This window comes from Streptomyces sp. NPDC051064 (assembly GCF_044455985.1).
In the GTDB taxonomy this organism is placed as follows: Bacteria; Actinomycetota; Actinomycetes; order Streptomycetales; family Streptomycetaceae; genus Streptomyces.
Genome location: NZ_JBITFK010000011.1, coordinates 153,159 through 172,085, shown reverse-complemented (window position 1 = coordinate 172,085; position 18,927 = coordinate 153,159). Strand labels below are relative to the sequence as shown.

Here is an 18,927-nt window from a genome sequence, read left to right as displayed (position 1 = left end):
CGGGGCCTCGGGTATCTCGTCTTCGCTGACTGATCCGCTGCGGTTCAGTCGACGGTGACGGTGTAGGTGATGCGCTCGGGAGCCTGGGAGGGGGAGGTCGCCCCCGTGGTCGGGGTGGCGGAGGGCCCGGTCGTCTCGGGGGGCAGCTCGGAGGTGTTGCCCTGGCACGTGGTGAAGGTGCAGTGCAGCAGTGTGAAGTGGGTGGTCCCCTTGCCCTTGGCCTCGAAGGTGAAGGCGAGCCTGCTGCCGGCACCGGCCACCGGCTCGCCGCCGGAGTCCGACGCGTGGTCCCGGCCATGGCTGACGAGCACCGAGCTGTCGGGCTCGGGGTCGACCAGGTACCAGTACTCGCGGGTGGAGGCGTTCTGGTCGACGGTGAGCGTGAAGCGCTCGCCCGGCTCGGCTGTGATGTCGGTGTCCTTCACCGTGTAGCTCGTGGGGCGGTTCGAGGCGCTCGTGGAGCCGCCGGCCGGTTCGTCGGTGCCCGAGCCGCAGCCCGTGGCGAGAGCGAGGAGCGCGACCGCCGCGATCGCGGCACCGCCCCTGCTACCGCGGAAGATAGACGCTGTACGCATGAGGGAGATCACTGTCGGAAGCCTTGCTCATGTGGCCGTTGATGAAGTCGTCCTCGCTGACCCAGGTGGTCGAGCCCCAGGGGTTGTACACCTGGAGCATGTCACCCTCCTGGGCGATGATGGTCATCGCGTGTGCGCCGTCCTTGCCCGAGACGTCGACCGGCACCGGATGCCCCTGCGCCACCGACTTCTCGACTTCGGTGAGGACCGCCCTGCGGTCGGCGGCGCTGTCGAGATCCTGGCGCTCGTAGTCGCTGCCGGTGGCACCGCCGACGGCGGAGTCATTGATCCGCTCCTGCCCCTCGGGCCCCATGCCGGTCCATTTCTCGCCGCCTTCGCCTTCGGTGTGCAGCCGGTGCTGTTCGGCCACCAGTCGCTGCTTGAAGGCGTCGGGGTCGTCCTCCTGCCCGTCGGGACCACCGGTGAGTTCGAGCGCGTACAGGGGGTCGACCATCGCGCGGGACGTGACGGTGGACGAGGCTACGCAGGTGCCCTCGGAGCCGTCGCCGCCCTGGATCCACCGCTGTCCGTCGAATGTGACGTAGTCCGTATTGTTGTTCGAACCGTTCGCCGCCAGCCCCTCGTCGTTCATGCTGTCCGCGGCGGTGACCACCGGAGTGAGGTGCCGGCGCATCCAGTCGGGGTCCTTGCCATGGATCTTGTCCTGGAAGGTGCCGATCTCGGCGACGCTGTGGCCGGCCGCCAGGGCCTTCATCAGGTAGGCCCGCTCCTGTGGGGTCTGCGACTTCGCGAGCATCCGCTCCATGGCCATCTCGTCGTCAAGGCTCAGCAGGTCCATACGCGCCGACGTGCGCTCCAGCTCCCCGGCGGTGAGGATCTCGTTCAGCTCGGCGTCGGCGCCCGCGACGCCGGTGTCGGCGAGCATCAGCTTGTCGACGGCAGTCAGTTCGCTGGTGTCCATCTTCCCGGCCCGCGCCTCTGCGGCCAGCTTGTTCAGGTCCCTGGCCGCGACGCGGGTGGCCTCCTGCGCGTCGGAGACGGCGGTGTGCATCAGATCGACCGCGTAGGAGCTGAAGTGGGCGGCGTTCTTACGGTCCCACTCCTCTTCGTCGTTCTCGTGCATGCCGTCGAAGAAGCCGTCCCTGCCGCCGAGCGTGTTCTTCTGCTCCAACAGCTGTCCACGGCCCCGCTCGTCCTGGCGCTGCGCGGCGCCGATCGCGTCGGCCAGCGTCAGCAGCACCGAGGCGCCTTCATGGAACGCCTCGCTCATCTGGGTCACGGCCCGCCCGGCGGCTTTCACCGCGTCGGAGGCGAGGACGCTCGTGTCGCCGACCCATACCTCCGGAAGGCCTTTGCGGCCCACCCGGTCGACCTGGTCGAAGACGGTGCCGACGTTGCCGACCTGGCCTCGGTAGAGGGTTGCCAGGCTCTCGAGGACGCCTTGGTCCCCGCCCGGTGCGGGCACCGAGAGGGCGTCGTCTATCAGGTCGAGAACCTCGTTCTTGCTCCCGGCACCGAGCAGTTTCTTGGACAGCCCGGCGAGCCACGCGAGGCGGATGGAAGGGGAGTCGAAGGGAGAGGGGAAGAACGACACCGGCGCACTCCTCAGTAGCTCGACAGGGCCGAGCTGCGCCCGCCCTGCGTCGGTGCGACGGTGGGGCTGCTCGCGTCATCGACGGAGACACCGGACACGCTTGTTCTCACCAGACCGTCGGTACCGCCGTAGGCCTTCTTGGCCAACTGCACCTTGCCACCGAGCTCGTGCAACGCCGATGCCAGTGTCTTGGCCTCCGCCTCCCATGCCTTGACGAACGCGTTGAGCGCAGACGCGGCGTCATCGCCGCCGGCATCGTCGTACGAGTAACTGGTGCGGGTCCTGACGGCCGAGCTGACGCCGTCCATATCCGTACCGGCGTCGTCGAGTTGCAGGGCCTGGCCGGTCATACCTGCCTTGGCCTGGTAGCCGTCGAAGCCCACCGCGCCTCCCCCGTATGCATTCGATCATGACCGCAGGCAGGCTAACACCCACTTCATATAAGAAGGTCACATACCATCCGCCGCACACACTTCCTCGACATCACCCACCCCACGGTACGGGCGCGATCTTCCGCAACCGGGACGGCCAGGTACTCAGCGCCTGGACACTCGACGTGCTCGACGGGCAGATCCGGACCATCCACACGGTGAACAACCCCGACAAGCTCGGGCACGTCGGTCCTGTGGCGGACGCCTGGGCGGCTCTCCGCGAAGCGAACCCGGCGCACCGGCCCACCGATTGATCCGAGGCCGGACCCGGTCTGCCGGCGCGACGTGAGGCAGACCGGGGGTTCAGTGGGTCACCGGGCCGACATACCGACGTCCGGCCCAGGGGGCCTCAGACGTCCAGCGCGTCGATGAGGGCCTTGGTCACGTCCTCGGTGGAGGCGGTGCCGCCGATGTCGCGTGTGAGGATGCCCGCCCCGGTGGTCGCCTCGATGGCCTTGTTGAGGCGGGCCGCCTGGTCGGGAAGGCCGAAGTGCTCCAGCATCAGGGCGGCGCTGCCGACGGCCCCGATCGGGTTGGCCAGGCCCTGACCGGCGATGTCGGGCGCCGACCCGTGCACCGGCTCGAACATGCTGGGAAAGCGGCGCTCGGGGTTGAGGTTGGCGCTGGCGGCCAGGCCGAGGCTGCCTGCCAGCGCGCTGCCGAGGTCGGAGAGGATGTCGGCGTTGAGGTTGGAGGCGACGACGACGGAGAGGTCCTCCGGCTGCAGCACGAACTTCGCCGACATCGCGTCGACCAGGACGCTCTCCGTTTCCACGTCCGGGTAGTCGGCGGCGACGCGCTTGAACACGTCGTCCCACAGAACCATGCCGTACTGCTGAGCATTGCTCTTGGTGACGGAGGAGACCTTGCGCCGGTCGCGGGTGCGGGCGAGGTCGAAGGCGAAGCGCATGATGCGCTCGCATCCGACTTCGGTGAACAGGGCCGACTGGACGGCCACTTCACCGCCCGGGCCACGGCCGGCGAGGTTGCGACCGCCCAGACCGGCGTATTCGCCTTCGCTGTTCTCACGGACGACGACCCAGTCGAGCTCGGTGTCGTCGGCCTTGCGCAGCGGGCTGGTGACTCCGGGCAGGAAGTGGACGGGCCGGATGTTGGCCCACTGGTCGAAGCTCTGGCAGATCTTCAGCCGCAGTCCCCAGAGACTGATGTGGTCGGGGACGGTGGGCCAGCCGACGGCACCGAAGTAAATGGCGTCGAAGTCCTTGAGGCGGTCGAGGCCGTCGTCGTCGATCATCTTCCCGGTCCGTGCGTAGTAGTCGCAGCCCCAGGGGAACTCCTGCCAGTCGAAGGCGAAGGCCCCCTCGGAGTCGGCGGCCAGGGCGTCCAGCACGGTGCGGCCCGCGGAGACGACTTCGGCGCCGACACCGTCGGCGGGGATGGCGGCGATTCGGAAGGTGCGGGTTGCGGTCACAAGGGCCTCCGGTGATGGGATCCCGCTCGTACGGAGCCAGGAGCCGGTGGTGGTTCGTCGTGTTCGAGTCAACCCAGTGCGGCCGGGGACGTCCAAGACGAGCTTCCGATACGACCGATAGGCTCAGCCGATCGGTGAGGCGACAGCCCTGCGGCGCTACGGCGTCCGAAGGGCCTTCTGACGGGCATAGGTTCGGGTGAGTTCGAGGAAAGCCCGGGCGCCGGGGGTCAGATGAGCGGGCAAGCTGAGCATGGCGACGTGAAGATGCGCCGTGGGCTCGATCGACGCCACGGCGGCACCGCATCGGCGGGCGAGGCGGGTCCAGGACGCGGGCAGGACGGCTATGCCGACCCCCGTGAGGACGAGGGGAAGGATGGAGGCGCGGTGGTCTACGACCGCGACGATCTCGGTGCCGGTGGTGTGCGCGGTGATGTCGTCCACGATCGCGCGCATCAGGCTGCCGCTCCGTGAAGCGATGAGTTTGTGCCCGCCGAGTTCTTCGGGGCGCAGGGTCGCGCCGTCCCTCACCGCCGCTTCCGGGCCGGCCACCACGACGAACGGCTGCTCCTCGACCGGCAGTATGTCGAGTCCTGACACGGCCACGGACTTGGCGGCACCGAGGAGCCCCAGTTCGCAGGCGCCGCTACGCACGAGATCGACGACTTCCTCGGGTGTGAAGGCCGCGTGGCTGCTGACGGTGACGGACGGATGCGAGGCTGCGAAGCGGTGGATCAGGGTCGTCAGCGGCTCGATTCCGGGCGAGGGCATGGCCGCCACGTCGACGGTCCCGCCGTGCAACCCCGACAGCGCCGCGGCCCTGTCCCGTACGGCGGCCATGTCACGCAGCACGCGGCGGCTGGGTTCGAGGAGTTCCGCACCGGCCTCACTGAGCGTCACCCCGCGGCCCATGCGGTGGAACAGCGGGACGCCCAGATCCGCTTCCAGGTTCGCCATCGCCTGGGACAGGGAGGGCTGGGCCACGTGGAGCGCGACGGCCGCCTTGCTGAAGCCGCCGTGCTCCACGATGGCGAGGAAGTATTCGAGTTGCCGAGCGTCCACCATGCCTCCAAGCCCGCGGTCTGCGGGTACCAGAGGGACCTTAACTCCTGGTGGAGGCCACGCTCTCGCCCTCGGTGTCCAGGCTGTTCTCCCGCGCCGTCGGCACCGCGGCCGCTCCGTCGCGTGCCTGTGCGGCTCGCCCGTCCCGCACTGCCAGGTCCGTCGCAGGACTCTCCGCCTCGCCGTCCGGCACGTAGGCGTCCTCTCGGATCTCGCCTGACAGCACCTTGCGGGCCCGGGTCAGGTCGAGGCCGTTCTCCCAGCGGGCGACGACCAGGGTGGCTACTGCGTTTCCGTAGAAGTTGACCAGGGCCCGGCATTCGGACATGAACTTGTCGATGCCGAAGATGAGCATGATGCCGGCCGCAGGCACATGCCCGACGGTGGAGAGGGTCGCGGTGAGCGCGATGAAGCCGCCGCCGGCGACTCCGGCCGCCCCCTTGGACGTCAACAGCATCACCGCGAGCAGACCGAGCTGCTGGCCGATGGACAACGTGGTGTCGGTGGCCTGCGCGATGTACAGCGTGGCCAGGGACAGATAGATCGCGGCCCCGTCGAGATTGAAGCTGTAGCCGGTGGGCACCACCAGGCCGACCGTCGACTTCTCGGCACCCATGAAGTTCAGCTTCCGCATCAGCCCGGGGAGTGCGGGCTCGGCGGTGGAGGTGCCCAGGACGAGGAAGAACTCCTCCTTGAAGTACCGGAACAGCTGGAAGATGTTCAGCCGCACATATGCGGCCAGCACCCCGCCCAGCACGACCACGACGAAGAGGATGGAAGTGACGTAGAAAAGCAGGATCAGCGAGCCGAGACTGGTCAGCGTCGAGAGCCCGAACTTCCCGATGGCGTAGGCCATCGCGCCGAAGGCGCCCAGAGGGGCCGCCTTCATCACGAACGAGAGCACCTTGAACACCACTTCGGTCAGCCGGTTGACTCCCGCTATGAGCGGCTCACCTGCCTTGCCGACAGACTTCAGCGCGATGCCGAAGATCACCGCGAGGAAGATCACCTGCAGGATGTCTCCCTCGACGAACGCACCGAAGAAGCTGTTCGGGACCAGCCCGGTGAGGAACTCCCACCAGTGCTGGTGCTCCCCCGCCTCGATGTACTGGCCGGCGTCACCGGAGACATCCAGTTCGGAAGGGTCCGCGTGCACTCCGTCGCCCAGCCGGAAGACATTGATCGCCACCAACCCGGTGACCAGAGCGACGATGGTGCCCACCTGGAAGTAGGTGAGGGCCTTGATGCCGGTCCGGCCGACCTTCCTGAGATCGGCGACACCCGCGATGCCACCGATGATGGTCAGGAAGACGATGGGCCCGATCAGCATCTTCATCGCCGTGATGAAGGTGGTGCCGATCGGCTCCATCGAGGTGGCCAGATCCGGCCGGCGCCAGCCGAGCAGGATCCCGACCACTATGGCCACCAACACCTGTACATACAGCAACCGGTACCACGGCCTGCTCTTCATCACTGCGCCGCCTGCGGCTTCGTTCGGGGCATGCGTCATTGCAACCTCCATCCAGGCACGGGCATGGGTCGGCGGCGCTCTCGCACAAGGCGAGCACTCATCCTTGGGAAGATGCTGTGCGCGCGGTGCCGGCTCCGACGACCCGTACGACCCCGGGTCCCACCCGCCGTCGCACCACCTACGGGCCACAGTGAAGCCGGTAACGGGCCACGGGGTCCACGACCAAAAACCGATCCCCCGTATAGGCAGTACCTATACTTCAGCCCTCTGATGGGCGGGGCGCCCGCAGACCGGAGAGCACTCCGGTGTCAGGGGCGGGACAGCGCACGGGCGATTCCTGCGGCGACAGTAGTGGCAAGTACCCAGCCCGCCGCGACCAGCAGGTACGACAACCGCTGGGCGCCTCCCTCCGGGTTGAAGTCGCGCTCCTGCCCGAGGTCGACCAGCGGCAGCAGCAGGTCGGTCGTACAGGCCACCGGGTTGAAGTGTGGGGGCTCGGCCGGCTTCAGTGGGGACGGGGGTGAGACCGAGTACGCGGCAGGTGCGGTGGAGCCGGGGGCCGGCCCCGGCGCTGCCAAGCGCTCCTCGCGTACAGCACTCGGCGTGCTTCGGCCTGGTCGCCCGCTCGGAGGTATAACTCGGCGAGCTGTTCGTACGGTTGGGGCCGGTATCCGGACGGGTCCCGCGCCAGCCGGCGGAGCCGTGCCGCGGCGGGGAGCTCCGGCTTAGGAGCCTCGTACCTGAGGCCGTCCAGGCCGAGCTGTGCGGGCCAGCGCTCCGGATCGTCGCCGATGACGCCGAGCTGGGCGTGTTCCAGGTCCACCTCCCCGTATCGGCTCGGCCGGCCGCAGCAGGAGTTCGGTGGCTCGAAGCACGGGGTCGAATGTGAAACCGGCGACCGTTCGCCCGTCCACTTGATCACCGCGTGCGATCGGGGCATGCGCGGAACGGGCATAGGCATCGAATATCCCACCACGACCTCGACTCCGCCATGAACCACCTCCGGCGAGATCGGCGCTTTCCGCGAATACGTCACCCTATTTTGTCCGATGGGTCGACTGAGCGGCTCATATGAGGAGTTCTGGCGTTCGGCCGCTCACACCCGCCGCTACCGCCTCGGTCCCGTGCCGGGCGTCGCCTGCGCCCGCGGTTGTTCCGGGCGGGCCACGAGTACCTCGACGCCGTCCGCCTGGAGGGCGTCGAGGTCGAAGGCCGGGATGCCCGAGTCGACGATGACGAGGTCGAAGGCGGTCACGGGGGCCAGTTGGTAGAGCCCGCGCCGGCGGAACTTCGTGTGGTCGACCAGAAGGACCTTGCGGGCGCACGCATCCATCAGGGCTCGCTTCACCGCCACCGTCTCCTGCGACTGGTGGTAGCAGTGGCCACGGGTGATGGCGGTCGTGGAGGCGAAGAGCGTGTCGGCGCTGAGACTGTTCACGGCGTCCACCGTGCGCAGGCCGAGGAAGGCGTCGTAGGCAGGGTAGTAGGTGCCGCCCAGGGAGATGAGCTCGATGCCCGGGCTGCCGGCCAGCGTCTGGGTGACGGGACCGAAGTTGGTGATGACGGTCAACGGGGCGTGCCGGCCCAGGAGACGGGTGAGTGCCAGAGCCGTCGTACTGTCGTCGATGACGACCGCCTGCCCGGGCTTGACCAGAGGCAGGGCGGCGCGGGCGATGGCCTCCTTGGCCCCCGTCATGGCGCGGGCACGGTGGCGCACGTCGCCGTGGAAGGCGGTCGAGGGCTGCGCCGTCGCACCCCCGCGGACCTTTCTCAGCCAGCCCCGGTCCTGAAGGTAGTCGAGGTCCCGGCGGATGGTCATGGCGGTCACGCCCAGCTCGTCCGCCAGCTGCTCGATCCGGACGAAGCCCCTGTCCACGACGCGGACTTTGATCCGCTCCCTCCGCTCGCGGGGTTTCCTGCCGCTCATGTCGGCCGGTTGCCGGTCCTCTGCTCCCACAGGCGCTCCTGTTCGTTTTCTGTGAAGTGCACATCCCCTGCCGCCGACGGCCCCCCGTTGCGGAACGAGGGCCGTCGGCCGGAGTCCGCATCCCGCATGCCTTGATCCCGAACGCCGAGCGAACATCGAATGCCGGGGAAACAGCACAGCAATTGTTCAATTACTGCGGTCCGTTGACACAAATGAAACATCTGAGTTTCCTGAGCGTTGCCTTCAGTGTCGATGAGCAGGGAGTGGAACATGAGAAGACCGGCACGTCTCGCTCTCACCGGCATCCTCGCCATGGGCGCGCTCGTATCGTGCGCGGAGGAGCCCGGCGGCACGGCCGGCTCCGGTGGCAGCAGTGGCACGGGCAAGGTGGCGTTCCTGATGCCCGACCTCGCCTCCACCAGGTACGAGCAGTACGACGCCCCCCTTTTCAAGAAGCGCATGGGGGCGCTCTGCCAGGAATGCAAGGTCATCTACCAGAACGCCGACAGTGACGCGTCGTTGCAGCAGCAGCAGGCCAACTCGGCGATGGCGCAGGGCGCCAAGGTCATCGTGCTGGACCCGGTCGACTCCGATTCCGCGTCCACCATCGTGCAGATGGCGCATTCCCAGGGCGTCAAGGTGATCGCCTACGACCGCCCGGTGACCAGGAAGGCCGCGGATTTCTATGTCTCGTTCGACAACGAGGCGATCGGTGAATCCATCGGCCGGTCGCTGGTCGGCCGCCTCGAGAAGACGGGAGCGAAGGGCGGACTGCTCCAGGTCAACGGTTCTCCGACCGACGCCGCCGCCGGGCTGATCAAGAAGGGCATCCACAAGGCGATCGACGACAGCGGGTTCGAACTGCTCGCCGAGTACGACACGCCGGACTGGTCACCGGAGAAGGCGCAGCAGTGGGCGAGCGGGCAGATCGCCCAGTACCCCGGCCGGATCGCCGGCGTGGTGGCCGCCAACGACGGCACCGGGGGCGGAGTGATCGCGGCCTTCAAGGGCGCCGAGGTGAAGGTCCCTCCGGTCACCGGCAACGACGCCGAGCTGGCGGCGGTCCAGCGCGTCGTATCGGGCGACCAGTACAACACCATCTCCAAGCCCATCAAGACGGTCGCGGAGGCGGCGGCGGAGGCCGCCCATCAGCTGATGGAGGGTGAGACGCCCAAGGGGGACTCGACGCTCTTCGACACGCCTTCGCAGCTTTTCGAACCGACGGTGGTGACGCGGGAGAACGTCAAGGAGGTCATCTTCGGTCCCGGCGGGGTGCTCGAGCCCGCGGATGTCTGCACCCGCGTGTACGCCGACGACTGCCGGCGTCTGGGCATCGAGTAGCGGCGTCCTGTGCCGGAGCGAGAGAGGGGACACATGACGAGCTCCGCGATCCCGGCGACCTCCGGTTCGCCTGGGACGGGCCCGGGAACCGACGGGACGGTCGTGCTGTCGCTGCGGGGTGTGAGCAAGCAGTTCGGCGCGGTCGCCGCGCTCAGCGGCATCGATCTCGACGTCGAGGCCGGTGAGGTGGTCGCCGTGGTCGGGGACAACGGCGCCGGCAAGTCCACGCTCGTGAAGATCCTCTCGGGTGTGTACGCGCCCGACGCGGGGGCGGTCTCCTTCCACGGAAGGGAGGTCTCGTTCGACTCCCCGGGCGCCGCGCACGCGTTGGGCATCGCGACGGTCTACCAGGACCTGGCGCTGTGCGAGAACCTCGACGTCAAGGCGAACCTCTTCCTGGGCCAGGAGCTGCGGCCCTGGATGCTGGACGACGTCGCCATGGAGAAGCGGTCCTGGGAACTGCTGCGTGAGCTGAGGGCCAGGATCCCCACGCTCGACGTCCCGGTGGCCGCTCTCTCCGGCGGTCAGAGGCAGACGGTGGCGATCGCCCGGGCCCTGCTCGGCCGGCCGGAGGTCGTCCTGCTGGACGAACCGACGGCCGCCCTCGGTGTGGCGCAGACCGCGGAGGTGCTCAACCTCATCGAGCGGCTGAGGGGCAAGGGGCTCGGCGTCGTCATGATCAGCCACAACATGGAGGACGTCCGGGCGGTCGCCGACCGGGTGGCCGTGCTCCGGCTCGGGCGCAACAACGGTGTGTTCGACGCCCGCGAGGTGACCTCCGAGGAGGTCGTCGCCGCGATCACCGGCGCCTCCGACAATGCCGTTTCGCAGCGTGCCGCGCGCCGCGCGGTCACTTCTCGGGAAGAGGAGGGACAGTCGTGACCTCTCTCGGCTCTCCGGTGGCGGCGGCCACCGGCCTGCAGGACGAGCCTCCGGCGGCGCGGCACGGTTTCCGGGACAGCGTCCGGGGCACGGTCCGCCAGGCACGCGCCGGCGACCTGGGCATGCTGCCGGTCGTCGCCGGTGTCGTGGTGATCTGGACGATCTTCCAGTCGCTCAACCAGACCTTCCTGTCCAGCACCAACCTGGTGAACCTGTCCTTCGACATGGTGTCCCTGGGTGTGATCGCGCTCGGAATCGTGTGCGTCCTGCTGGTCGGCCAGATCGACCTGTCGGTCGGCTCGGTGAGCGGGGTCGCCGCAGCCGTCACGGGCGTGGTGATGGTCCGTCACGAACAGTCGGTGTGGCTGGCGGTCCTCATCGCGGCCGGCGTCGGCGCGCTGATCGGCTGGGTCTACGGGCAGGTGCTCAACCGCTTCGGAGTGCCCAGCTTCGTCGTCACCCTCGGCGGCCTGCTCGCCTTCCTCGGCACCCAGCTCTGGCTCCTGCGCGGCCAGAACGCCATCAATCTGCCGTACGACTCCGCCCTGGTGAAGTTCGCCCAGGTGTGGTTCGTCCCCGACGCGCTGGCCTACGTGCTCATGCTCCTGACCGCCGGCGGTTTCCTCGCCGTCGGCCTGGCCCGCTCCCGCAGCCGCCGCCGTGCCGGGCTGTCGTCCGTATCTCCGCGGTGGCTGGCGGTGCAGTCCCTGGCCCTGGCGGCGGCGCTGCTGTTCGCGGCGTACTACCTGAACCGCACCCGTGGTGTCCCGTGGATGTTCGTGCTCTTCGTCGCCCTGGTCCTGATCCTGCACTACGTCCTCACCCGGACCGGGTTCGGCCGGTCCCTGTACGCGGTGGGCGGCAACGCGGAGGCCGCCCGCAGGGCGGGTATCGACGTACGCGGCGTGTACACCGCGGCGTTCGTCATGTGTTCCACCCTCGCCGCGACCGGCGGGGTCCTGGCCGCCGCCCGTCTCGCGGCGGCCAACCAGAGCACCGGCACCGCGGACGTGAACCTGAACGCCATCGCCGCGGCGGTGATCGGCGGGACCAGCCTCTTCGGCGGCCGTGGTTCCGCCTTCGCCGCGCTCCTCGGCGTGCTCGTCATCCAGTCGATCTCCAGCGGGCTCACCCTGCTCAATCTCGATTCCTCGTACCGCTTCATCATCACGGGCTGCGTGCTGCTGGTCGCCGTCGCCCTGGACTCCGCCGCCCGCCGCTCGCGGCAGGCACACGGAAGGGGCTGAGGGCATGACGTCGCTGGCCATCGACGCGGGCACCACCACGGTCAAGGTGGTCGGATACGGCTCGGACGGAACAGAACTGACGGTCAGCCACCGGCCGACGCGGGTGCTGCGGCCCCGGCCGGGTCTGGCGGAGCAGGACATGGGCCAGGTCTGGGAGGCGGTCGTCTCCGCCGTCCGCGAGGTCGTGGCCGCGCTGCCCGAAGCGCCTGATCTGGTCGCCGTCACCGGGCAGGGCGACGGAGCATGGCTCGTCGACGGCCGGGGCCGGCCCACCGGGCCCGCCGTGCTGTGGAACGACGGCCGGGCCGCCGACCTGGTCACCGGGTGGGAGCGCGACGGCACCCTGGAGCAGGCCTTCAGGATCTGCGGCTCCAGGCTGTCCACCGGCATGCCCAACGCCGTGATGGCCTGGATGCGGGAGCACGACCCGGACCGGACGCGCCGCTCCCGCCACCTGCTGACCTGCGGCGGCTGGCTCTTCCTGAAGCTCACCGGGGAAGCGGCCGTGGACGAGTCCGAGGCGTCGGCGCCCTTCCTGGACATCGGGCGACGTACGTGGTCCGATCGGCTGTTCGAGCTGTACGGCGTGGAGTGGGCCCGTGACCTGCTGCCCGAACTGCGCGACGACGACCACCGTGTGACCGCGCTCAGCACCGCCGCCACCGCCGCGACGGGACTGCCCGAGGGCATCCCGGTGGTGCTCGCCCCCTACGACATCTGCGCCACCGCCATCGGCTCCGGCGCCGTCAGCACCGGCCGCGCCTGCACCGTGCTCGGCACCACGCTGTCCACCGAGATCGTCACCGACTCGGCCGGCTGTGCGCTCACCGACGAGCCGGTGGGCATCACCGTCACCCTGGGCGTCCCCGGGCACTACCTGCGCGCCTTCCCCACCATGAGCGGCGGCGACATGCTGCACTGGGGCGCACGGCTCCTCGGGCTCGATTCGGTCGCGGACCTGATGGCCCTGGCCGAGCGCGGCGCCGAGGACACGGCCGGAGTGCGGTTCCTGCCCTACGTCTCCTCGGCCGGGGAACGCGCCCCGTTCTTCGACCCGGGAGCGCGCGGTTCCCTGTCCGGCCTGTCCCTGGACAGCGGCCGGGAGGACGTGGCCCGCGCGGTGGTGGAGGGCGCCACCATGGCCATCCGCGACTGTCTGGCCGCTTCCGTGGCCACCCCGGAGCTGTTGACCCTCAGTGGGGGCGGCGCACGGAGCGCGTACTGGACGCGGCTGATCGCGGATGTCGTCGGCCTCCCGGTGGCGATCCCCGCCGACGCGGAGACCGGGGCCCGGGGCGCCTGGCTGACCGGCATGGTCGCGACCGGCCGCGAGCCCGACTTCACGACCGCGGCGGCACGGCACGTACGGATCTCCGCGACCTGCGAGCCGGACCCGGGCAAGGGCTTGGCCGTGGGTGCCCGTTACGAGGAGTTCGTCCGGCTGCGGGAGCTGCACCGGCCGATCTGGGCGCTCGGGCGCGACGGCGCGGGTCTCGTCGGCGGAGCGGGCGCGTGAGCGGCGCCGACCAGGACGTCTGGCTGGGCATCGATCTGGGCACCCAGGGGGTCCGCGCGGTCGCCGTGGCCTCGGACGGCCGGCTGCTCGGGTCGGGGTCGTCGCCGCTGACCAGTAACCGGCGGGGCGAACGCCATGAACAGGACCCGGAACAGTGGTGGCGTGCGGTCTGCTCGGCCGTGGGGCAGACCTGCGCCGCGGGCACCGACCCGCGCCGCATCCGCGCCCTGGCCGTCGACGCGACCTCCGGAACAGTCACGCTGACCGACCGGCACGGCAGGTGCGTCGCCCCCGGCCTCATGTACGACGACGGCCGCGCGACCGTGGAGGCGGAGCAGGTCAACGCACTCGGCGAAGAGCAGTGGGCCAAGGCCGGCTACCGTCGGATGCAGCGTTCCTGGGGGCTTCCCAAGCTCCGCTGGCTGCTCGACCGGTATCCGCACGCGGTGGCGGACGGCTGGCGCCTCGCGCACCAGAACGACGTCATCAACCGCAGGCTCGTCGGGCACGAGGTGCCCACCGACACCAGCAACGCCCTCAAGTCCGGGGCCGACGCCGCGACGGTGTCATGGCCGGAGAAGGTCTTCGCCGCGCTGGCGATCCCCACCGGCGTCCTGCCCGGGCTGGTGCTGCCCGGCACCTTGATCGGCGAGGTCTGCGCCGGTGCCGCGGCGGAGTGCGGGCTCGTCCCGGGAATTCCCGTGGTCGCCGGGATGACGGACGGCTGTGCGGCCCAACTGGGCTCCGGGGCGACCGCGGTGGGGAGCTGGAACTCGGTCCTGGGCACCACGCTCGTGCTCAAGGGTGTCACCGAGGAACTGCTGCACGACCCGAACGGTGTCGTCTACTCCCACCGTTCGCCCTCCGGCCACTGGCTGCCCGGCGGGGCTTCCAGCACCGGTGCGGGCCTGGTCGCCCGGGAGTTCCCCGGCGTCGGGCTGGACCTGCTGACCGACGAGGCGGCGCCTCTGCTGCCCACCGGGCTGCTGCGCTACCCGCTGGTCTCGCCGGGTGAGCGATTCCCCTTCGTCGCCCCGGAGGCCGTGGCGTTCCGCAGCCGGGAACCGGCGGGCCGCGCCGAGGACTTCGCCGCGCTGATGCAGGGCGTCGCGTACCTCGAACGCCTCTGCTTCGACTACGTGGACCTGCTCGGTGCACCCACCGACGGGGCCGTCGTCCTCACCGGGGGCGCGACCCGTAACCCCGTGTGGAACCAGCTCCGCGCCGATGTGCTGCGCCGGCCCGTGTCCCTGCCCCGCCATGCCCAGCCCGCCCTCGGCATGGCTGTTCTCGCCGCCTCCGTCTGCGGTGACCCGGGCGGTCTGGACCGTGCCGCCGCCGCGATGGTGCGGCCCGACCGGGTGCTGGAGCCACGGGCCTCGGACCGATCCGCGCACGACGAGGGCTACGCCCGGCTGCTCGATCTGCTGGTCCAGCGTGGCTGGCTGCCCGCGACCGTCGCGGCCCACGCACAAGAAGGGACCGCATCATGAGTCTCCATGTCTTCCTCGTGCGGCACGGGGAGAGCGTCTGGCACGCCGAGAACCGCTACGCCGGGGTCACCGACATCGATCTCTCGGAGCACGGCCGCGCCCAGGCCGCGGGGCTCGCTTCCTGGGCAGGCCGGGCGGATCTCACGGCGGTGTGGTCCTCACCGATGCGACGCTGCCGGCAGACCGCGGAGGGGAGCGCGGCCCGCGCCGGTCTGCCGCTGAATCTCGAACCACGGCTGCGCGAACTCGATTTCGGCATCGCCGAGGGGATGACCCGCGCCGAGATGCGCGAGCGCCTGCCCGGCGCGTTGAAGGCCTTCGAGGCCGACCCGGTCGGGAGCCACTTCCCGGAGGGCGAGGATCCCGCCGCCGTCAGCGAGCGCTATGCCGGCTTCCTCGCCGGTCTGCGGGCCGGTCATCAGGAGGGGCGTGTCCTCGTCGTGGCCCACTCGACCGCCATCCGGCTCGCCCTCTGCCGACTGCTCGGCATTCCGCTCCGTGACTACCGCCGTGTCTTCCCCTACCTGGCCAACTGCGCGTTGAACGAACTGATCCTCCGAGACGGCACACCCTCGCTGCTGGCGCTGAACCAGCACGTGACCCCAGGAGTACCCGAGTGACCACGATCCTCGCGGCCGGCGACCACTTCGTCCGTAACTCCCTCTTCACCGACCACCTCCGGCCGGTCGCACCCGCGGCCACCTTCCGTGAACTCACCCTGCCCTGGCCCGTCGAGCCCTTCGGAGCGGTGGCCGAGGTCCACGAGGCCTCCGGCACGGAGGACCAGCTCATCGAGGCCCTGGGCGGGGTGGACATCTGCGTCACCCAGATGGCACCGCTGACGGAGCGGGTCCTCGATGCGAGCCCCGGGCTCCGTCTCTTCTGCGTCGGCCGGGGCGGCCCGGTCAACGCCAATCTCGCGGCGGCCACCCGGCACGGTGTCGCGGTCACCTTCGCCCCCGGCCGCAACGCCACCGCCACCGCCGAGCACACGGTCGCCCTGATGCTGGCTGCCACCCGCCGCGTACCCGCCACTCATCAGGACCTCACGGCGGGCATCTGGCGGGGCGACTACTACCGCTACGACAGGGTCGGCCCCGAGCTGGAGGGCAGCACGGTCGGCATCGTGGGATACGGCGCCATCGGCTCCCGGGTGGCCCGGATCGTCCAGGGTTTCGGCGCGCGTGTCCTGGTCGCCGATCCGTACGCCGACGACGCCGTCCTGGGGCCGGCGGAGCGGGTGGACCTCCCCGAGCTGATGCGCCGCTCGTCCTTCGTCACCGTGCACGCCCGGGCCACCCCGAAGACCGAGGGGCTGCTCTCCCGTGAGCTGATCGGGCTCATGCCGCCCGGCGGCGTACTCGTGAACTGCGCCCGTGGCTCCCTGCTCGACTACGACGCCGTCTGCGACGCCCTGGACGAGGGCCGCCTCTTCGGCGCGGCCTTCGACGTCTACCCGGAGGAGCCGCTGCCGCCCGGCTCCCGGCTCCGGCGCACCCCCAACGTCGTCATGACCCCGCATCTGGCGGGCGCAAGCAAGCAGACCGCCCACAACGCGTCCGCCCTCGTGGCCGGTGAGGTCGCCCGCTTCCTGGCCGGCCGCGCCCCGGCCCACTGCGCGAACCCGGAGGTGCTGCGGACCTGGTCATGACGGACGTACGAAGGGAGTTGGAGCAAGTCTCACGTTCCCGTGGAAAGGAAACCGCGTGCGCCGCAAGCTCCGGATGTTCCGAACCGTACTCGTCGCCGGGATCAGTGTCCCGGCCCTCCTCCTCGCCGCCCCCTCCCCCGGCGTCGCCGCCGGGAGCGACCGCGGCGGCCGGCCGGCCGAGCTGCCGTCCTACGTCTACGGGGGCGCGTGGCCGACCAGCCATCTGCAGGGTGTGACCGTGGACCGCGGGCGCGGCTTCGTCTACTGGTCGTTCACCCAGCAGCTGGTCAAGACCGACCTCGCCGGCACGGTCCTCGGGACCGTGGAGGGCCTCACCGGCCACCTCGGTGACATCGACGTCGGCGACCGGGACGGCAGGGTCTACGGATCGCTCGAGTACAAGGCGGCGGAATCGTTCTACATCGCCGTGTTCGACGCTCAGAAGATCGACCGGGTCGGGATGAACGCGGAGCGGGACGGCGTCATGACCGCGGTCCATCTCGACGAGGTGGCCGAGGACTTCACCGCCGACATGGACGGCAACGGCGTCTTCGACGGCGACACCGCCGACACCCCCGACCACCGCTACGGGTGCAGCGGCATCGACGGAGTGTCGTTCGGCCCCGAGTTCGGCAAGCGGGGCGGACGGCAGACGCTGAAGGTCGCGTACGGCGTCTACTCCCACACCGGCCGGACCGACAACGACCACCAGGTGATCCTGCAGTACGACATCAGCGCCTGGGGCAGGTACGCACGACCGCTCTCCCAGGCCGCCCCGCACCACAGCGGCCCCCGGCACCATGACGGCAAGTTCTTCGTCCGCACCGGCAACACCACCTACGGCGTGCAGAACCTCCAGTACGACCCGTACACCAGGAACTGGATCATGGCGGTCTACAAGGGCAGGAAGGAGGGCTTCCCGAACTACTCGTTCTTCACGGTCGACGGCTCCGCCGCGCCGGTACGCGGAGAGATCGAGGGCCAGCCCGCGCCGGAGACCGGCAAGCTCCTCACCCTCCGCGAGGCCGGCCTGCGCGACGAGGCGACCGGCATCCGCGGCTGGGAGTTCCACGGCAGCTACGGGTTCGACGCGCTGGGCGATGGCCGCTATTACGTCGCGGAGGGCCGGGCCGTGGAGAAGGACGGCGTCGTCGGGCAGGAGGGCGAGATCCGCCTGCACCGCTGGACGGGCGAACCCCCGGGTCCCTTCGAGCCCCTCGGCTGAGGGGTCCGCACGGCCTTCCTTGAACGCGACTGCGGTACGGGCACCGAGGGGCGTACGGAAGAGGCGGGCGCAGCAGCCCGCGGGCCCCTGCCGGACCGGGACGAACAACGCCCCGGTCCGGGACGGCTGAAGGGGGGTCGGGGTCCTCGACGCCTCGGCTGTCGTTCATGGCACTCCTCATGGAGACGGGCACGTCCCCGGACCGCCGGCGGCCGGAGCACACCGATGACGCCATGCCCGCCCCCAGCGGGTCGGAGGTGTCCGTTGGCGGACCCTTGACTCCCCACGCCCGGCCCTTGACGCGTCATTGGCGAAGCCTTCCGGTCCCGTCCATCGCGTCGTGTGTGCCCGGCTCGGCCTGACACCCTCCGGCACCACCTGGCGCCACTCGGCGCCATCTGGTGCCACTCTGCGCCATCCATCAGGCATGCACACGTATGGCGCCACATTAACCCCCACAGGCACCACAGCATTTTCGCAGGTCAGCACGGATTCAGCGTCGCGGCGGTCCCGCGACACCTCCTCACCCTTGCGCTTGGCGCCATGATGGTGCCATGATGGCGTCATGGACCTCACCCCGTACGTCGACACCATCCGCCGCGACCTGGCGGTGGCCGCCGAAGCCGGCGGCGACGAAGCCCGTGAGCTGGCAGAGAGGCTCACCGCTCCCCTGGAGTCGGCGATCCGGCTGACCATGCTCAATGTGCTCTCCGCCGCGATGGACGAGATCACCCGGGAACTCGCCCCCGGCTCGGTCGACGTACGGCTGCGCGGGCTCGACCCCGACTTCGTGGTGACACCGCCGCCCGGCGACAGCGGCGCTTCCACGGAGCCGGCAGCACCTTTCGAATCCGCCGGAACCCCGGCCGACAGCGACGAGGGCGGCACCGCCCGCGTCAACCTGCGCCTGCCGGCCCACCTCAAGACCCGCGCAGAGGAGGCAGCGGCCCGCGAGGGCCTGTCGGTCAACGCGTGGGTGGTCCGCGCCGTGTCGGCCGCGGCCGACGGCGGCGCCCAGCCGCGCACGACGGAGAAGACCCGGACCGTCGGACAGAGCTTCACGGGCTGGGTGCGCTGAGCGCACCCTGGCCGCACCGCTTCACCCACACCACGTCCCACCAT

General features: G+C 70.1%; 17 protein-coding genes and 1 pseudogene. 10 read left to right on the top strand and 8 right to left on the bottom strand.

The window, feature by feature from the left end; translation table 11 throughout:
- Nucleotides 1-44 precede the first annotated feature (44 nt).
- The 3 genes from ACIBCU_RS33225 to ACIBCU_RS33215 are packed head-to-tail and all read right to left on the bottom strand — an operon-like array spanning nt 45 to nt 2,513.
- Nucleotides 45-575 carry a protease inhibitor I42 family protein gene (locus ACIBCU_RS33225; protein ID WP_362928485.1) on the bottom strand — a complete coding sequence of 177 codons (531 nt, stop codon included), beginning with the start codon at nt 573-575 and terminating at the stop codon, nt 45-47.
- Nucleotides 547-2,130, bottom strand: coding sequence for a peptidoglycan-binding protein (locus ACIBCU_RS33220; RefSeq protein ID WP_399236008.1), 1,584 nt, complete (start codon nt 2,128-2,130; stop codon nt 547-549). The genes ACIBCU_RS33225 and ACIBCU_RS33220 overlap by 29 nt, the downstream gene beginning before the upstream one ends.
- Nucleotides 2,131-2,141: 11 nt before the next feature.
- A complete protein-coding gene (locus ACIBCU_RS33215) occupies nt 2,142-2,513 on the bottom strand; it encodes a hypothetical protein (RefSeq protein ID WP_399236006.1) in 372 nt (123 codons plus the stop codon).
- A 119-nt stretch (nt 2,514-2,632) separates the two neighbouring features.
- Between ACIBCU_RS33215 and ACIBCU_RS33210 the strand changes: the two are divergent.
- Nucleotides 2,633-2,815: pseudogene (locus tag ACIBCU_RS33210) on the top strand (RNA polymerase subunit sigma-24); the annotation flags it as partial.
- Nucleotides 2,816-2,910: 95 nt separating this feature from the next.
- Here ACIBCU_RS33210 and ACIBCU_RS33205 read toward each other — a convergent pair.
- The 5 genes from ACIBCU_RS33205 to ACIBCU_RS33185 all read right to left on the bottom strand — a co-directional run bounded on the left by ACIBCU_RS33205 (nt 2,911) and on the right by ACIBCU_RS33185 (nt 8,450).
- Nucleotides 2,911-3,993, bottom strand: a complete 1,083-nt coding sequence (locus tag ACIBCU_RS33205) for a tartrate dehydrogenase (RefSeq protein WP_399236004.1) — start codon at nt 3,991-3,993, stop codon at nt 2,911-2,913.
- 156 nt (nt 3,994-4,149) lie between these two features.
- A complete protein-coding gene (locus ACIBCU_RS33200) occupies nt 4,150-5,055 on the bottom strand; it encodes a LysR family transcriptional regulator (protein ID WP_362928477.1) in 906 nt (301 codons plus the stop codon).
- Nucleotides 5,056-5,092: 37 nt separating this feature from the next.
- Nucleotides 5,093-6,562, bottom strand: coding sequence for a C4-dicarboxylate transporter DctA (gene dctA, locus ACIBCU_RS33195; protein ID WP_399236002.1), 1,470 nt, complete (start codon nt 6,560-6,562; stop codon nt 5,093-5,095).
- Between the two features lie 269 nt (nt 6,563-6,831).
- Nucleotides 6,832-6,999 (bottom strand): hypothetical protein, encoded by a 168-nt coding sequence (locus ACIBCU_RS33190; protein WP_399236000.1) that lies wholly within the window; start codon nt 6,997-6,999, stop codon nt 6,832-6,834.
- Between the two features lie 632 nt (nt 7,000-7,631).
- Nucleotides 7,632-8,450 (bottom strand): DeoR/GlpR family DNA-binding transcription regulator, encoded by an 819-nt coding sequence (locus tag ACIBCU_RS33185; RefSeq protein WP_399236142.1) that lies wholly within the window; start codon nt 8,448-8,450, stop codon nt 7,632-7,634.
- Between the two features lie 270 nt (nt 8,451-8,720).
- Here ACIBCU_RS33185 and ACIBCU_RS33180 point away from each other — a divergent pair, with 270 nt between their 5' ends.
- From ACIBCU_RS33180 to ACIBCU_RS33140, 9 genes are all read left to right on the top strand, one after another.
- Nucleotides 8,721-9,791 (top strand): sugar ABC transporter substrate-binding protein, encoded by a 1,071-nt coding sequence (locus ACIBCU_RS33180; RefSeq protein WP_399235998.1) that lies wholly within the window; start codon nt 8,721-8,723, stop codon nt 9,789-9,791.
- Nucleotides 9,792-9,824: 33 nt separating this feature from the next.
- Entirely contained in the window at nt 9,825-10,673 is an 849-nt protein-coding gene (locus ACIBCU_RS33175) for an ATP-binding cassette domain-containing protein (protein WP_399235996.1), read from the top strand.
- Nucleotides 10,670-11,920, top strand: a complete 1,251-nt coding sequence (locus tag ACIBCU_RS33170; protein ID WP_399235994.1) for a sugar ABC transporter permease — start codon at nt 10,670-10,672, stop codon at nt 11,918-11,920. Before ACIBCU_RS33175 ends, ACIBCU_RS33170 begins: the two co-directional genes overlap by 4 nt.
- A gap of 4 nt (nt 11,921-11,924) precedes the next feature.
- On the top strand, nt 11,925-13,436 hold the full coding sequence (locus ACIBCU_RS33165; RefSeq protein WP_362928465.1) for an FGGY-family carbohydrate kinase: 1,512 nt from the start codon (nt 11,925-11,927) through the stop codon (nt 13,434-13,436).
- Entirely contained in the window at nt 13,433-14,929 is a 1,497-nt protein-coding gene (locus ACIBCU_RS33160; protein WP_399235991.1) for an FGGY-family carbohydrate kinase, read from the top strand. Before ACIBCU_RS33165 ends, ACIBCU_RS33160 begins: the two co-directional genes overlap by 4 nt.
- Nucleotides 14,926-15,549, top strand: a complete 624-nt coding sequence (locus ACIBCU_RS33155; RefSeq protein WP_399235989.1) for a histidine phosphatase family protein — start codon at nt 14,926-14,928, stop codon at nt 15,547-15,549. The genes ACIBCU_RS33160 and ACIBCU_RS33155 overlap by 4 nt, the downstream gene beginning before the upstream one ends.
- Nucleotides 15,546-16,580: a 2-hydroxyacid dehydrogenase gene (locus ACIBCU_RS33150; RefSeq protein ID WP_399235987.1), complete on the top strand. Its 1,035-nt coding sequence runs from the start codon at nt 15,546-15,548 to the stop codon at nt 16,578-16,580. The genes ACIBCU_RS33155 and ACIBCU_RS33150 overlap by 4 nt, the downstream gene beginning before the upstream one ends.
- Nucleotides 16,581-16,635: 55 nt before the next feature.
- Complete coding sequence (locus ACIBCU_RS33145; protein ID WP_399235985.1) at nt 16,636-17,805, top strand: hypothetical protein; 1,170 nt, start codon at nt 16,636-16,638, stop codon at nt 17,803-17,805.
- Between the two features lie 565 nt (nt 17,806-18,370).
- Nucleotides 18,371-18,883: a YlcI/YnfO family protein gene (locus ACIBCU_RS33140; protein WP_362928456.1), complete on the top strand. Its 513-nt coding sequence runs from the start codon at nt 18,371-18,373 to the stop codon at nt 18,881-18,883.
- The last annotated feature ends 44 nt before the right edge of the window (nt 18,884-18,927 follow it).

Bases quoted from the DNA above. Each gene is read 5' to 3' on its own strand.
- ACIBCU_RS33140 (WP_362928456.1), top strand. From the start codon at position 18,371: ATGGACCTCACCCCGTACGTCGACACCATCCGCCGCGACCTGGCGGTG.
- ACIBCU_RS33225 (WP_362928485.1), bottom strand. From the start codon at position 575: ATGCGTACAGCGTCTATCTTCCGCGGTAGCAGGGGCGGTGCCGCGATC.
- dctA (WP_399236002.1), bottom strand. From the start codon at position 6,562: ATGACGCATGCCCCGAACGAAGCCGCAGGCGGCGCAGTGATGAAGAGC.
- ACIBCU_RS33185 (WP_399236142.1), bottom strand. From the start codon at position 8,450: ATGAGCGGCAGGAAACCCCGCGAGCGGAGGGAGCGGATCAAAGTCCGC.
- ACIBCU_RS33200 (WP_362928477.1), bottom strand. From the start codon at position 5,055: ATGGTGGACGCTCGGCAACTCGAATACTTCCTCGCCATCGTGGAGCAC.
- ACIBCU_RS33180 (WP_399235998.1), top strand. From the start codon at position 8,721: ATGAGAAGACCGGCACGTCTCGCTCTCACCGGCATCCTCGCCATGGGC.
- ACIBCU_RS33155 (WP_399235989.1), top strand. From the start codon at position 14,926: ATGAGTCTCCATGTCTTCCTCGTGCGGCACGGGGAGAGCGTCTGGCAC.
- ACIBCU_RS33175 (WP_399235996.1), top strand. From the start codon at position 9,825: ATGACGAGCTCCGCGATCCCGGCGACCTCCGGTTCGCCTGGGACGGGC.
- ACIBCU_RS33165 (WP_362928465.1), top strand. From the start codon at position 11,925: ATGACGTCGCTGGCCATCGACGCGGGCACCACCACGGTCAAGGTGGTC.